The sequence below is a fragment of the Streptomyces sp. NBC_01233 genome (assembly GCF_035989305.1).
In the GTDB taxonomy this organism is placed as follows: Bacteria; Actinomycetota; Actinomycetes; order Streptomycetales; family Streptomycetaceae; genus Streptomyces.
The window spans coordinates 3,945,018-3,959,577 of sequence record NZ_CP108514.1; the positions used below are offsets into that span (position 1 = coordinate 3,945,018).

General features: G+C 71.5%; 14 protein-coding genes. 5 read left to right on the top strand and 9 right to left on the bottom strand.

What is annotated here, in order from left to right; translation table 11 throughout:
- Positions 1-37: 37 nt before the first annotated feature.
- From pfkB to OG332_RS18420, 3 genes are all read right to left on the bottom strand, one after another.
- On the bottom strand, positions 38-988 hold the full coding sequence (gene pfkB / locus OG332_RS18410) for a 1-phosphofructokinase (RefSeq protein WP_327414502.1): 951 nt from the start codon (positions 986-988) through the stop codon (positions 38-40).
- Positions 985-1,746, bottom strand: coding sequence for a DeoR/GlpR family DNA-binding transcription regulator (locus OG332_RS18415; RefSeq protein ID WP_327414503.1), 762 nt, complete (start codon positions 1,744-1,746; stop codon positions 985-987). Before OG332_RS18415 ends, pfkB begins: the two co-directional genes overlap by 4 nt.
- A gap of 147 nt (positions 1,747-1,893) precedes the next feature.
- Positions 1,894-3,513, bottom strand: coding sequence for an MFS transporter (locus OG332_RS18420; protein WP_327414504.1), 1,620 nt, complete (start codon positions 3,511-3,513; stop codon positions 1,894-1,896).
- Between the two features lie 63 nt (positions 3,514-3,576).
- Here OG332_RS18420 and OG332_RS18425 point away from each other — a divergent pair, with 63 nt between their 5' ends.
- Positions 3,577-4,530 carry a helix-turn-helix transcriptional regulator gene (locus OG332_RS18425; protein WP_327414505.1) on the top strand — a complete coding sequence of 318 codons (954 nt, stop codon included), beginning with the start codon at positions 3,577-3,579 and terminating at the stop codon, positions 4,528-4,530.
- 131 nt (positions 4,531-4,661) lie between these two features.
- Here the strand turns inward: OG332_RS18425 and OG332_RS18430 are convergent, their stop codons facing one another.
- On the bottom strand, positions 4,662-5,639 hold the full coding sequence (locus OG332_RS18430) for a sigma-70 family RNA polymerase sigma factor (protein WP_327414506.1): 978 nt from the start codon (positions 5,637-5,639) through the stop codon (positions 4,662-4,664).
- A gap of 196 nt (positions 5,640-5,835) precedes the next feature.
- Here OG332_RS18430 and OG332_RS18435 point away from each other — a divergent pair, with 196 nt between their 5' ends.
- Together OG332_RS18435 and OG332_RS18440 are read left to right on the top strand one after the other, a co-directional pair.
- Positions 5,836-6,366, top strand: a complete 531-nt coding sequence (locus OG332_RS18435) for a GNAT family N-acetyltransferase (protein ID WP_327414507.1) — start codon at positions 5,836-5,838, stop codon at positions 6,364-6,366.
- Entirely contained in the window at positions 6,363-6,509 is a 147-nt protein-coding gene (locus OG332_RS18440) for a hypothetical protein (protein ID WP_327414508.1), read from the top strand. The genes OG332_RS18435 and OG332_RS18440 overlap by 4 nt, the downstream gene beginning before the upstream one ends.
- On the opposite strand, the gene OG332_RS18445 is transcribed toward OG332_RS18440, so the two are convergent.
- From OG332_RS18445 to OG332_RS18455, 3 genes are all read right to left on the bottom strand, one after another.
- Positions 6,506-7,330, bottom strand: coding sequence for a dioxygenase family protein (locus tag OG332_RS18445; protein ID WP_327414509.1), 825 nt, complete (start codon positions 7,328-7,330; stop codon positions 6,506-6,508). The genes OG332_RS18440 and OG332_RS18445 overlap by 4 nt on opposite strands.
- Before the next feature lie 107 nt (positions 7,331-7,437).
- A complete protein-coding gene (locus OG332_RS18450) occupies positions 7,438-8,976 on the bottom strand; it encodes an MFS transporter (RefSeq protein ID WP_327414510.1) in 1,539 nt (512 codons plus the stop codon).
- Positions 8,977-9,038: 62 nt separating this feature from the next.
- The gene (locus OG332_RS18455) at positions 9,039-9,728 is read right to left on the bottom strand and encodes a TetR/AcrR family transcriptional regulator (protein WP_327414511.1); all 690 of its coding nucleotides are present in this window, start codon (positions 9,726-9,728) and stop codon (positions 9,039-9,041) included.
- Between the two features lie 279 nt (positions 9,729-10,007).
- Here OG332_RS18455 and OG332_RS18460 point away from each other — a divergent pair, with 279 nt between their 5' ends.
- A complete protein-coding gene (locus OG332_RS18460; RefSeq protein WP_327414512.1) occupies positions 10,008-11,285 on the top strand; it encodes a M6 family metalloprotease domain-containing protein in 1,278 nt (425 codons plus the stop codon).
- 188 nt (positions 11,286-11,473) lie between these two features.
- Here the strand turns inward: OG332_RS18460 and OG332_RS18465 are convergent, their stop codons facing one another.
- Entirely contained in the window at positions 11,474-12,226 is a 753-nt protein-coding gene (locus OG332_RS18465) for a thioesterase II family protein (protein ID WP_327414513.1), read from the bottom strand.
- 76 nt (positions 12,227-12,302) lie between these two features.
- Positions 12,303-13,103 carry an AfsR/SARP family transcriptional regulator gene (locus OG332_RS18470; RefSeq protein ID WP_327414514.1) on the bottom strand — a complete coding sequence of 267 codons (801 nt, stop codon included), beginning with the start codon at positions 13,101-13,103 and terminating at the stop codon, positions 12,303-12,305.
- Between the two features lie 597 nt (positions 13,104-13,700).
- On the opposite strand from OG332_RS18470, the gene OG332_RS18475 reads away from it, so the two are divergent.
- Positions 13,701-14,267: an AMIN-like domain-containing (lipo)protein gene (locus tag OG332_RS18475; RefSeq protein ID WP_327414515.1), complete on the top strand. Its 567-nt coding sequence runs from the start codon at positions 13,701-13,703 to the stop codon at positions 14,265-14,267.
- Positions 14,268-14,560: the final 293 nt, after the last annotated feature.

Genomic DNA, 14,560 nt, shown 5'->3' on the forward strand with positions numbered 1-14,560 from the left:
CACGCAGGTCACGGGGTCCGGCCGGGGCCCAGCCCTCTCACGGTGTCGCGGGGTCGGTGAGGGGGAGGTCCAGGGGCAGGTTCCGGGTGATGCGGACCTGCTCGGGGCGCAGGTCCGCCGGCGTCGGCATGGCGCTGCCGGGCAGCTGGACGGCGGCCGCGCCGTGGGCCAGGGCCGAGGCGAGGGCATCGGGCCCGGCGCCTCCCGCGAGCAGGAAGCCCGCCAGGGCGGCGTCGCCCGCGCCCACCGTGCTGCGGACCGCGGGGGCGGGCGCGGTGCCGTAGTAGGTGCCCTCCGCGGAGACCAGGAGCTGGCCGTCCCCGCCCAGTGAGGCCAGTACGGCCCCGGCGCCCAGGACGCGGAGCTCCTCCGCGGCCTTGACCACGTCGCCCAGGGTGGACAGCGGGCGGCCCACCGCCGTGGCCAGCTCGGAGGTGTTCGGCTTGATCACCTCCGGGCGGGCGGCCAGTGCGGCGGCCAGCGCCGGACCCGAGGTGTCCAGAGCGGTGCGGGCGCCGGCCGCGCGGGCCCGCGTGACCAGGTCGGCGTACCAGCCGGGCCCGGGGCCGCGCGGGAGACTTCCGCAGCAGGCGATCCAGGTGGCGTCGGCGGCTCCGGCGGCGACGGTCTCCAGGAGGAGGCCGACTTCCTCCGGAGAGAGCACCGGCCCGGGCGCGTTGATCTTGGTGAGGGTGCCGTCCGGTTCGGCGACGGCGATGTTCGAGCGGGTCTGGCCGGCGATCGAGACGGCCGTGACGTCCACCCCGTGCGCGCCCAGGAGGTCGGCGAGCAGGATGCCGGCGGCGCCGCCCAGCGGGAGGACCGCCGTCGTACGGGCGCCCGCGGCGGCCACCGCGCGGGAGACGTTGACCCCTTTGCCTCCGGGGTCGACCTGTTCGCCGGTGGCGCGCAGCACCCGGCCTCGGTCCAGCGAGGGGACCTCGTAGGTCCGGTCGAGGGAGGGGTTGGGCGTGACGGTGAGGATCATACGAGCTCGACTTCCGTACCGGCGGCCTCGATCGCCGCCTTGTCAGCGGGGGCGAGCCCCGTATCGGTGATCAGGAGGTGGACGTCCGCGAAGGAGCCGAAGCGCGCGAAGTGCTCCTGGCCGGCCTTCGCGGAGTCGGCGAGCAGGACGACGCGCCGGGCGGCACCCATCGCGGCGCGTTTGACGGCCGCCTCGGCGAGGTCGGGGGTGGTCAGGCCGCCCCCGGCGGTGAAGCCGTTCGCCGCGAGGAAGAGGACGTCGGCTCGGATCTCGGCGTACGCGCGCAGCGCCCAGGCGTCGACGGCTGCGCGGGTGCGGTGGAGGACCCGGCCGCCGACGAGGTGGAGGTCGATGCCGGTGTGGGCGGCGAGCCGGGCGGCGACGGGCAGCGCGTGGGTGACGACGGTGAGCGCGATCTCGACGGGGATCACGGCGGCGAGCCGGGCGACCGTGCTGCCGGCGTCGAGGACGACGCTGCCGCCGTCGGGGAGTTCGGCGAGCGCGGCGAGCGCGATGCGGTCCTTCTCATCCGCGGCCGTGGCCCCTCGCTCGCCGAGGTCCGGCTCGAAGTCGAGGCGGCCGGCCGGGATGGCCCCGCCGTGCACCCGGCGGACCAGGCCGGAGCGGTCGAGGGCCTTGAGGTCGCGCCGTACGGTCTCGGAAGTGACCTGGAACCGGTCGGCGAGCGCGACCACGTCGACGCTGCCCGCCGCGCGGGCGAGGCGGAGGATCTCCTGGCGGCGCTCCGTTGCGTACATGTGGGTTTGCGTCCGTTCGATGCCCGTATCTGTGGCTTCCCCTCACCGTACGACGATTCCGGAACAGAAACAAAGAAAAACGGACATGTCCACCCAGGAGGGGCGGGCATGTCCGTGTCGTGTCCCTTGTGCCGGGACGTACGCCGCCTAGGCGACCGGGGCCTTCTCGGCGGCCTGGCCGGCCTGCTCGGCGGCGGCCTGGCCGGTCTGCTCGGCGGCGGCCTGGCCGGTCTGCTCGGCGTGCTCGGCGGCGCCCTCGCGCTGCTCGATCGGGATCGGCTTGCGCGGCAGCAGGAACATCACCGCGAAGATCACGAGCAGCACGGCCGCGACCCACCACAGCGCGCCGCGGAAGGCCTCGACGTACGGCGGGCCGTAGACCTTGTCGTCGTCCATCAGCCCGAAGAAGACGACGGAGGTCAGGGCGAGGCCCAGCGCGTTGCCCATCTGGCCGGTGGTGTTGATCAGCCCGGAGGCCGAGCCGGCGTCCTGGCGCGGCACCTCGGACAGCGTGGTGTCGTTGAGCGGGGCCACGATCAGGCCCATGCCGATGCCCATGAGGACCAGCGGAGCGGCCATCTGCCAGGAGGCGATCTCCATGCCGTAGTGCTCCGACTCCCAGATGTAGAGGAGCAGACCCGCGGCCATGATCAGTGCGCCGGCCTGGAGCACCTTGCGGCCGAACCGCGGGACGAGCTTCCCGACCGAGATTCCCGCGGCGGCCGAGACGGCGATCGAGAACGGGATGCCGGTGGTGCCGGCGCGCAGGGCGCTCCAGCCGAGGCCCATCTGCATGTACATCGTCCAGACCAGGAAGAAGATGCCGGTCGCGATGCCGAAGGTGAGCTGGACGGCGATGCCGCCGGCGAAGCTCTTGACCTTGAAGAGGGAGAGCTCGACGAGCGGCGAGCCGTCCTTCTTGATCTTGTACTTCTCGTAGGCGATGAAGCCCGCGAAGACCAACGGCGCCGCGCCCATGCAGACGAAGCCCCACAGCGGCCAGTCGTTCTCGCGGCCCTCCGTGAGCGGGAAGATCAGCATGACCATGGCGAGGGTGGCGAGGACGACACCGACGAGGTCCAGGCGCAGGGCCTTGGGGGCCTTGGACTCGCTGATGAACTTGCGGCCCAGGATCACGCCCGCGATGCCGACGGGCAGGTTGATCAGGAAGATCGGGCGCCATTCGAGACCGAAGAGGTTCCACTCGGTGAGCAGCGCACCGAGCATCGGGCCCGAGACGGCGCCGAGGCCCACGACCGCGCCGAACATGCCGAAGACCTTGCCGCGCTCCTGGGGCGGGAAGGAGACGTGGATGATCGCCAGCACCTGCGGGACCATCAGGGCGGCCATGCCGCCCTGGAGGATGCGGGAGGCGACGAGCATCCCCGGGTTCGCGGCGATGCCGCAGAGCAGCGAGGCGGCGGTGAAGCCGGCGATGCCGAGGAGGAAGAGGCGCTTGCGGCCGTAGATGTCACCGAGACGGCCGCCGGTGATCAGGCCGGCGGCGAAGGCGAGGGCGTAGCCGGCGGTGATCCACTGGATCGCGCTGGGGGACGCGCCGAAGTTCTCGCGCATGCCGGGTATCGCTATGTTGACGATCGTGACGTCGACCAGGTCCATGAAGGCCGCGGTCATCACGATGGCGAGCGCCAGCCAGCGGCGGCGGTCGGCGGGTGAACTGTGTGCGTCGTGGGCTACGTCGTTCCGCTCTTCTCGTACGGGCCCGTTCTCTCTTTCGGGCGATGTCTTGGACGTCTCGGTGGTCATGGAGAGAAACCTAGACCCGATATAGGTCAGTCGGTGTCCTATTTCGCTGGCAACCTGGATTCCATGACCGACACCCCGGCACGGCTGCTCTCCCTGCTGTCCCTCCTCCAGACCCCGCGCGAATGGCCCGGGAGCGAGCTGGCGCAGCGGCTGCGGGTCAGCGCGCGGACCATCCGGCGCGACATCGGGCGGCTGCGGGACCTCGGCTACCCGGTGGAGGCCACGCTCGGCGCCGAGGGCGGCTACCGGCTGGTGGCGGGGGCGGCGATGCCGCCGCTGCTGCTCGACGACGAGGAGGCCGTGGCGATCGCGGTGGGGCTGCGGGCCGGGGCCGGGCACGCGATCGAGGGGGTCGAGGAGGCCTCCGTACGGGCCCTGGCGAAGCTCGAGCAGGTCCTGCCGTCGCGGCTGCGGCACCGGGTGAACGCGCTGCAGTCGGCCACGATCGCGCTGACCCGGGGGGACGGGGCGAGCGTGGACCCTCGGACGCTGACCGTGATGGCGTCGGCGGTGGCGGGGCCGGAGCGGCTGCGGTTCGCCTACCGGGCGGGGGACGGGGCCGAGTCGCGGCGACTGGTGGAGCCGTACCGGCTGGTGAGCACGGGGAGCCGGTGGTACCTCGTCGCCTACGACCTGGAGCGGGAGGACTGGCGGACCTTCCGGGTGGACCGGGTGTCCGAGGCCTTCGCAACGGGGGCGCGGTTCGCGGCACGGACGCTGCCGATGGATGCGGAGGAGTTCGTGCGGCGGGGGTTCGGCGCGCGGGGCGCGGAGACGTACGTGGTGGAGGTCGCGTTTGCCGCGGGGGCGGCGGAGCTGCCGGAGTGGCTGCGGAGCGCGGCCCTCCCGGGCGACGGCGCGGAGACCCTGGTCCGCTTCGAGAGCGGGGACGCGCCGGAGTGGGTTGCCGCGCGGCTGGCGCTGACGGGGGTGGCGTTCACCGTGCGGGGGCCTGGCTCCCTGGCGACCGCCGCCGCCGCGCTGGCCGCCCGCCTGACTGCGGCTGCGGCGCCGTAGCCGGGGCTCCGCCCGGACCCTCTGGGGGCTCCGCCCCCAGACGGTTCGGGCAGGGCCCGGGAAGGGGGGAGCCCCGGCGCCTGGGGGGGTAGGCACCGGGGCTCGTGCAGGGGGCTTGGCTGCGGGCCGCTCTAGGCCACGGCGTCGAAGCCCGTGTCGCGCGCCATCCGCTTCAGTTCCAGCAGGGCGTGCTTCTCGATCTGGCGGATCCGCTCGCGGGTCAGGCCGTGCTGCTTGCCGACCTCCGTCAGGGTCCGCTCGCGGCCGTCGTCGATGCCGTACCGCATCTTGATGATCGACGCGGTGCGCTGGTCGAGCTTGCCGAGCAGCTCCTCCAGCTCCTCGCTGCGCAGCAGCGAGAGCACGGACTGCTCGGGCGAGATCGCCGAGGTGTCCTCCAGGAGGTCACCGAACTGCGTGTCGCCGTCGTCGTCCACCGACATGTTGAGGCTGACCGGGTCGCGCGCCCAGTCCAGTACGTCGCCCACCCGCTTCTCCGTGGTGTCCAGCTCGGCGGCGATCTCGGCGTGCTCCGGGTCCCGGCCGTTCTCGCGGTTGAACTCGCGCTGGACGCGGCGGATCCGGCCGAGCTCCTCGACGAGGTGGACGGGGAGGCGGATGGTGCGGGACTGGTCCGCGATGGAGCGGGTGATGGCCTGGCGGATCCACCACGTGGCGTACGTGGAGAACTTGAAGCCCTTGGCGTAGTCGAACTTCTCGACCGCGCGGACCAGGCCGGCGTTGCCCTCCTGGATCAGGTCGAGGAGGGGCAGGCCGCTGCGCGGGTAGCGCCGGGCGACGGCCACGACGAGGCGGAGGTTGGAGCGGATGAAGACTTCCTTGGCGCGCTCGCCTTCGGCGGCGAGCGCCTCCAGCTCCTCGCGTGCCGGGGACTCGCCCTTGCGGTCTATCTCGCCGTCGAGGATCTGCTGGGCGTAGACGCCCGCCTCGATGATCTGCGAGAGCTCCACTTCCTTGGCCGCGTCGAGCAGCGGGGTGCGCGCGATCTCGTCCAGGTACATGCCGACCAGGTCGCGGTCTGCGATCTCCCCGCCCACAGCGCGGGCGCTGCTCGTGGACTGACGACGGGCGACGGCGCGGGTTGCCATGCGTGCTCCCTTGCGATGAAGTTCGGTCGCGGTGCGGCTGCCGGACGGCCACCGTGGTGCGGTGGTGCGTCCTCGGACACTCTCCCGAGTGCCCGCTTCCGAAGGAAACAACGACTGGAATCGGGACAGAATTCCCACGCCGCTCCCTCTTTTTCGAGATCTTGCAGTATCCTGCCCCGCCACGAGAGGGGACCGAATGCCGCAGGAACTTGAAGAGGTGCAGGTCAGGCCCGGAACCGAGGCCGATCTCGCCGCGCTCACGAACCTCTACAACCACTACGTTCGTGAGACGGCCGTCACGTTCGACACGGCCGAGTTCACTGCGGAACAGCGGCGCCCCTGGCTGCACTCCCACCCTGAAGACGGTCCGCACCGGCTTCTGGTTGCCTGCACGGGCGAGGGAATCGCCGGATACACCACAAGTGGGCCATTTCGCCAGAAGTCGGCCTACGCCACATCGGTGGAGGCGAGCGTCTACCTCGCCCCGCACGCGGTCGGGCGGGGCATCGGGACCCTGCTCTACGAGGCGCTCTTCGCGGAGCTGGCCGAGGAGCGGGTGCACCGCGTCTTCGCCGGGATCGCCCTGCCGAACGAGGCCTCGGTACGCCTCCACGAGCGCTTCGGCTTCCGCCGCGTCGGAGAGTTCACGGAGGCGGGATGGAAGTTCGACCGGTACTGGGACGTCCGCTGGTACGAGAAGCGGCTGGACCACCACCCGTCCGAGTGAAGGTCGCGACGCCGCCGTCGGACCTGGACGACGTCCTGTGGCAGGCATGGAAAGCCATGGAACTCCCCGAGGGCTACCACGCCGAGATCGTCGAGGGATTCATCGAGGAGTCGATCACCGGGGCGCTGCGGGACGAGGCCTAGCCGAACTGGAGGGAGCGCTTCGAGAGGCCCATCCAGAAGCCGTCCACCGGGTCGCGGCGGGCGGCGAGGTCGCCGGTGGCCTCCGCCGCGCCGAGGGTGACGAAGAGCGGTGCGAAGTGTTCCGTACGGGGGTGGGCGAGGCGTCCCGACGGGGACTTGGCCTCGAAGTCGAGCAGGGAGTCCAGGTCGCCGGCGGCCAGGGCCTCGTGGCCCCAGGCGTCGAATTCGGCGGACCAGGAGGGGACGCCCGGGCCCTGGTGCCGCAGGGCGGCCAGGTTGTGGGTGAAGAAGCCGCTGCCGACGATGAGGACGCCCTCGTCGCGCAGGGGCGCCAGCTTGCGGCCGATGTCCATCAGGCGGCGCGGGTCCAGCGTGGGCATGGAGATCTGGAGCACCGGCACGTCGGCCTCCGGGAACATCTCCACGAGGGGGACGTACGCGCCGTGGTCCAGCCCGCGGTCCGGTATGTCCTGGACCGGGGTACCGGGGGCCCTGAGGAGCGCCCGGACCGACGCGGCCAGCCGCGGGGCGCCGGGGGCGTCGTAGCGGACCTGGTAGTAGTGCTCGGGGAAGCCCCAGAAGTCGTAGACGAGCGGGGCCCGTTCGGTGGCGCCGAGGGCGAGCGGGGCCTCCTCCCAGTGGGCGGAGACCATCAGGATCGCCGTGGGGCGGGGCAGGTCTGCGGACCAGGCGGCGAGCTCACCCGGCCAGACCGGGTCGTCGGCGAGCGGCGGCGCCCCGTGGCTGAGGTACAGCGCCGGCATGCGGGCCCCCTGCGGGGTCGCACCCGTGGGGGTCGGGGGTGCAGTGGCCGGGGTCATGGGACGCTCCTCCGTCGTCGGTACAGGGCTGCCCGAAAAGACTAACCCCGCTTGGTTCAAATTTGAACCAAGCGGGGTGATCAGTCATTCCCGTGCGGGCACCGCCGTCAGTGGGCGATCACCGGGACCTTGAACTCGGCGTCCGCGCCCTCGCCGTCACCGGAGGCCACCGGACCGCCGACGTTCGGACGGCCGGTGTTGATCAGCGTCAGGGCGATGACCGAGCTGGCGACCAGGATGCCGACCGCCCACCAGATGGCGGAGGCGTAGCCCTCGACCATGGCCTGTGCCTGGATCAGCTGTCCGGCCGGGCCGCCCGCCGCGGCCTCGGCCGCGTGGTCGGTCAGGTACGCCGTGGTCGCCGAGGCGGCGATCGTGTTCAGCAGCGCGGTGCCGATGGCGCCGCCGACCTGCTGCGAGGTGTTGACCATGGCGGAGGCGACTCCGGCGTCGGCCGGGTTCACCCCGTGCGTGGCCAGGGACATCGCCGGCATGAACGCCGTGCCCATGCCGAGGCCGAGCAGCAGCTGCGCCGGGAGGATCAGCGCCGGGTACGAGGACCCGACCTCCAGCCGGGTCAGCAGCAGCATGCCGACCGCGGCGAGCAGGAAGCCCGGGCCCATCAGCAGGCGCGGCGCGACGCGGGTCATCAGGCGGGCGCCGATCTGCGTGGAGCCCAGGATCATGCCCGCGATCATCGGCAGGAAGGCGAAGCCCGTCTTGACCGGCGAGAAGCCCTTCACGACCTGGAGGTAGTAGGTCAGGAAGAGGAACAGGCCGAACATGGCGATGACGGCCAGGCCGAGCGAGAGGTAGACACCGCCGCGGTTGCGCTCCAGCAGGACGCGCAGCGGCAGCAGCGGGGACTTCACCTTGGACTCGACGAGGACGAAGGCCGCCAGCAGCAGCGCCGAGGCGATGAACATGCCCGCGGTCACGGCGTCCGACCAGCCCGCGGACTCGGCGCGGGTGAAGCCGTAGACCAGGGCGACGAGACCGAGGGTGGACAGGACCACACCGGGGATGTCGAGCGGGGCGCGGTTGCGGGAGCCGGCGGGCTCGCGGATGACCATCCAGGCACCCACGGCCGCGACGATCGCGAACGGGATGTTGACGAAGAAGGTCCAGCGCCAGTTGAGGTACTCGGTGAGGAAGCCGCCGAGGATCAGGCCGACGGCGCCGCCGCCGCCCGCGATCGCGCCGTAGATGCCGAAGGCCTTGGCGCGCTCCTTGGCGTCGGTGAACATCACCGCGAGCAGCGAGAGGGCCGCCGGTGCGAGCAGTGCGCCGAAGGCACCCTGGAGTGCGCGGGCGCCGAGCATCATGGCCTCGCCGTTCGCGGCGCCGCCGAGCGCGGAGGCCAGGGCGAAGCCGATGAGGCCGACGACGAAGGCGTTCTTACGGCCCCACTTGTCGGCGATGCGGCCGCCGAAGAGGAGCAGTCCGCCGAAGGCCAGCGCGTACGCGGTGATGACCCACTGGCGGTTGCCGTCCGAGATGCCGAGGTCGGTCTGGGCGGACGGCAGGGCGATGTTCACGATGGTCGCGTCGAGGACGACCATCAGCTGGGCCAGGGCTATGAAGACGAGTGCCTTCCAGCGGCTGGGATCGGCAGCCAGCGGCGGTGTCGCGGCTGTTTTTGACATGGGGGTACCCACTTCACTGTGCGGAATGACTGAAAAAGGCTAGTTGGCAAGCTTTGTGCGCGTCACATGGTTTTTTGCCGGAGGTCGTCGAAAGTGGCCGCCGAACCCGGCAGTTCGGAGCGGGCCGGAGCCCGGAGCCCGTCGAGGAAGAGCTGGAGGTGACGGTGGGCGAAGCGGTCGGTGTCGATGCAGGCGGTCCCGGGCAGCGGGCGGCTGAGCTGGGACAGGGCGACCATCAGGTCGCCGACGCCGATGTCCGTACGGATCGCTCCGGCGCCCTGGCCGGTGGCCAGCAGTGTCTCGACGGCCGACTCCAAGGCGGTCTGCGCCGCGAGGAGTTCGGGGTGTTCGCGGTCGAAGTCGTCGGCGAGCATGGGGCACAGGGCGCCGATCCGCTCGTCGGCCGCGGCGTGCGTGAAGCGGCACAGCGCGGCGAAGGCGTCGGACTCCTCGGCGAGGGAGGCCTCGGCCGAGGCCGTGACCCGGCCCATCACGAAGAGCACGACGTGACGGACGAGGGTGGGGCGGTCGGGGAAGTGCCGGTAGAGGGTGGCGTTGCCGATGCCGGCCCGCCGGGCCACCTCGTCGAAGGGGGCCGCGGAACCGAACTCGACGAAGGCCTCGCGGGCCGCCGTCAGGATGCGCTCGCGGTTGCGGACGGCGTCGGCGCGCGGACGCGGGACGCCGGAGCCGTCCACGCGGGACGCACGGGCGGACGGGGCCGCCGGGGCGGTGGCGGCGGGGCGCTTCATTCCGGGGCCTCCCTGGCACGGTGACACGCAGTACGGACAGCTCGCCGCACGGGCAGCTCGCCCGGCCCGCCCAAACGGGGAGCCGGTCCCCGCTTTCAGGGACTCACGTACAAACGGGGATCCCGTCCCCGGTTATTCCACTCCTGCGTGTGACCTGAGCCACAAGCCCGTCCACGTTCGGCCTCGCCCGACGCGCGGGCGCGCCGCGCCCGTCGGAGGGTGATCGCACAGAGCGCAGACCGGAGAGGGCCGGCTGCCGCGGACCCGAAGGCGATCTCCATGCCGCAGACCCGCCACCGGATACGCAAGCCCCGCCGCACCAGCGCGTTCATCGGTCTGACCGCGCTGGCCCTCGGCGTCTCCGCGACCGCGAGCACCGGGATATCCAGTCGCGGGCACTCGGCGTCCGGCCCTGTGGCCACGACCGTCGAATCGGCTCTCGCGCCCTGCCGGATCGCCGGCACGATGGGCGTGCAGATGTCCGAGGGCCTGCCGACCCCGCCCGGGTACTCGCGCTCGACCGGCGAGGTCCGCGCCCTGAACCTGATGATCGACTTCCCCGACGCCAAGGGGGAGGGCGCGGCCGCCGACCGGCTGGCCGAGTTCTTCCCCCAGACCGCCGACTGGTTCCGCACCAGCTCCTACGGACGGCTCACCTACCGGCCCGAGGCCCCCATAAGGAACTGGCTGCGGATGCCGATGCCCTTCGCGGCGTACGGGATCGAGCGCGGGTCACCGTACGAGCCGGGCTACCGGCAGCTCGTCGAGCACATCGCGAAGGCCGCCGACCCCGAGGTGGACTTCAGCCGGTACGACCTGATCAACATCCTGATCACGCCGAACGCCGGGCCGTCCGCCCTGGACACCGTCCTCTCGGTGACCTTCTCGGGCAACGGCGAGGCCCCCGTCGCCGACGGGGTGCCGCTGGCCAACACGTCCTTCGTCTACAGCCGGCAGGACGACGGCTCCGGAACCTACCGGGAGACCGGCTACCGGGTGCTCCCGCACGAGAACGGGCACGTCTTCGGACTGCCCGACCTCTACACCTCCGACGGCGGGAGCACGGTCGGGCACTGGGACATCATGAGCGAGGACTGGGGCGCCAACAACGACCTCATGGGGTGGCACAAGTGGAAGCTGGGCTGGCTGGACAGCACGCAGATCAGCTGCGCGTCCAAGCCGGGCACCAGCGACCACACCCTGTCCCCGCTGGGGGTGCGGGGCGGCACGAAACTGGCCTTCATCCCGTTGTCGGAGAGCGCCGGGTACGCGGTGGAGGTGCGGACCCGGGCCGGTAACGACGAGGCCGTGTGCAAGCCCGGCGTCCTCGTCTACAAGGTGGACTCCGACGTGGACACCGGGCACGGCCCCATCACGGTGTCGGACAGCGCCGACGCGAGCGGCGGCTGCACGCGCCGGCCCAATGTGCACGCGGAACTGTCGGACGCCCCGTTCCGGCCGGGCGAGACCTTCACCGACGAGAAGGCGGGCATCAGCGTCTCGGTGGTGGGCCAGCTGCGCAACGGCAGTTACCAGGTCCGCGTCACCCGGCCGTAGCCACCCCACGGCTGCGGACCCGGACCCGGACCCGGCCCCGAACCCCGAGCCCCGAAAGGAAGCGACAGCCTTCGACCGGCGGGGTCCTGAGCGTCCGTACTCAGGGCCCCGGCCCGCTGCTCTGCACGGCGGCGGCCCGCCTCGCCCTGCGCATCGCCGGCACAGGTTCCGAACCGCGGGGCCGGCTCTCAGAGTCCTGCCGCGAGGGCCTCGCGCAGGATGTCCCCGACCTCGCCACGGTGCTCCCGGGCCAGCAGGAAGAAGTGGTCCCCGGCGAAGCGGCGTACCCGGCACGGCCCCGTCGTGTGGTCGGCCCAGCCGTCGAGCGGCTCGTGCGGGACCAGCGGGTCCGCCGTGCCGCCCAGCACGTGGAGCGGCACGTCGAGCCGTACGTCCTCGAACCCCGCCGCGGCCTCCCGGCTGAGTGCGATGTCGGCCCGCAGCACGCGCGTCACGTGGGCCAGCATGTCCGGGTCCCGCAGGACCCACTCCGGAGTGCCCCCGCCGTCGCGCAGCAGCCGGACGGCGTCCTCCTCGGTGACCGTGGCGTGGGCCCGGCGCGGGGTCCGGCCGGGCACCTGGCCACTGACCACGGCCGCCCGGCACTGCGGGCCGAGGAGCAGGGCCGCGCGGGCGGCGAGGAGCGCGCCGAGGCTGTGCCCGAAGACCACCGTGGGCAGCGGGTCGCGGCCGAGCACCTCGTCGGAGACCGCGTCCAGGACCTGGTCGAGCCGGCAGCCCGGAGGCTCGCCGAAGCGGCGCTCCCGCCCGGGGAGCGAGAGCCCGAGCACTTCCACGTCCGCGGGCAGCGTCTCGACGACGGGGTAGAGCGTGCTGGGCCCGGACCCGGAATGCGGGAACACCAGGAGGCGTACGCGGGGCACGGCAGCCGCGCCCGGCGGCCGCAGCAGCGGCCACCAGGGGACGGTGGGGGCGTTCATCGTCGTCACCTCGAAGCTCCCGTTCACGGGCAGTTGATGATCCTCGTCAGCCTACGCAGCGGGCCGGCCCGCCCCCTCATGCGGCTTTGACGCCGACCAGTTGCTCCGCGCCACAGTCGTCCAGGGCGGGGGCGTGCGTCAGGATCGCGTGCTGGAGCCGCTGGAGGCGCGGCGCGGGCTCGATCCCGTGGTCCTCGACCAGGTTGCTCCGGAGCCTGCTGTACGTCGCCAGCGCCTCGGTGGTCCGTCCACTGCGGTAGAGGGCCACCATCAGGTAGGCATAAAGGTTTTCCCACGTCGAGCGGCCGTCGAGCAGGGCGCGGATCTCACCGACGAGGACCTGATGATTCCCGAGTTCGAGTTCGAGCTCGAAACGCTGCTCATGGGCGAAGGAGCGGCGCTCGTCCAGCCGCCGGCCGATGGATTCGAAGGCGGGAATTCCACGCAGGTCTTCGAGGGCTTGTCCGCGCCACAGGGAAATGGCTTGCTCCAGGGCTTTCGAAGCCTTTTCCCGCTCGCCCTCCCGACGGAATTCACGGGCCGTTCCCAGCAGCCGGTCGAATGCGTGGACGTCCAGATCGCACCCGCCGAGCCGCAGCCGGTATCCGGGCGGCTGGGTGGTGACGAGCGCGGCGGCGTCGAGGCCGAGCGCCCGGAGGTGCTTGCGCAGCTGGGAGACGTAGACGTGCAGGGCGGTGGCGGCGGTCTGCGGAGGAGTGCCTGACCAGAGGGCTTCGATGAGCCGTCCGGAGGACACGGCTTCACCGTGGTGCGCGCAGAGATAGGCCAGGAGGGAGCGGACCTTGAGCGGTCTCGGCGATACCTGGGCCCCGTCCTCCGTCTCCATCCCTACCGGTCCGAGCACTTGGAACTTCACGGTATTTCCCCCTGATAGATCCCTTGGCCACGAGGGGAGGGCGCAAACGACCGGCCGCATCGCGCGGCCCCCTCCGCACTCCATAGATCTTCATTGGGGATCCAGGCCGAGTCAAGCCGCCGAACTCGCACCCGAAGAACACCGGAGGCCCCTTGACCAATTGACGGTGACGTACACGATCCACGCGAATGAGCCGTATCTCACACCCATTCCGGATGGGCAGGCTCCGCTTTCCGAGTCCGCTTGATGAGCCGTTTTTCGCCAGCACCTCCACTGTTCAAGCCAAATTCGAACGGCGCACCGCCCTGCGGCGACCGGTCCACGGCCGTGCGCCCCGAAACCCCGTCGGCCTGCGCCTGTTTCCGGGGTATCGTCCCGGCAGCACCCGCTCGGGGGGACGGGGGGACCTCCACCGGGAGCCGCGAAGCCTGACGGCACATCCCGACGGCGACACGGCTCGCACGCCGACCCGCCGTAGCGGCGGAGCGGTTGATCCCGCCGCGCAGCCGGCGCACACCGTCCCCCCGCTCAGGGGCATTTGTACCGTCACGCCACATCAACTCGTGCAATTCCATTATCTTGAGGGGGAGTTCTCGCATGCATTCCAACAGGGCCGTTCGGCTGCTGGCATCCACCGTCGCCGTCGCGGCGAGCGCATTGTGCATAGCCGTGCCGCAGGCCCAGGCGGCCGGTCTCACGGCGCCGGCCACCGCGGCCGGCGCATCCACCGCGGCCGCCGCCCCCGACTGCTACGGGACCTGTGTCCTCGGCGTCCGCGCCGCGACCCACCCGGGCTTCGACCGCTTCGTGATCGACCTGGGCGAGGGACCGATCCCGCAGTGGACCACGACCACGCAGACGACCCCGCTGACCTGCTGCGGTGACGAAACGAACGAGCACGTGGTCCCGATCACGGGCAAGCAGTACCTGAAGATCAAGTTGTCCAAGGCGACCGGATTCGACTTCGCCAACTCCAAGGCGGTGTACACGAGTCCGGATTACTTCACCTACAACTTCCCGAGCCTCAAGGGACAGGGCCGCACCGGCACCACCGACCCCGAGGGACGTGAGTTCAACATCGGACTCGCCCTCGGCGACCACTCCTCGTACCGGATCTCGAAGCTCACGGCTCCGAACCGCATCGTGGTCGACATCAACCACTGAGCGGCACGGTCCGGCGCCGGATGCCGGCCATCGTGATCGACGGCGGGGTGGCCTCCGCCCCGCCGTCGATTCGTTCACCCGGCAGTGAATGCTCGCCGCGGAAACCTGGCGCTTCGACGGAGCCGCCGCCATCCGGAACTACTCGCCCCATAAGCACAAAGGCCTGCACAAGCGGAATTTACGGCGCCCGATTCCGCGCAATCTCCCGGAACTCCGAAATCCCCGACACCTGGCGCCCGATCCGTCGCTGCCGACGCCGGCGTCACCGCTACCTCGCCGGACTCCAGTCGCCG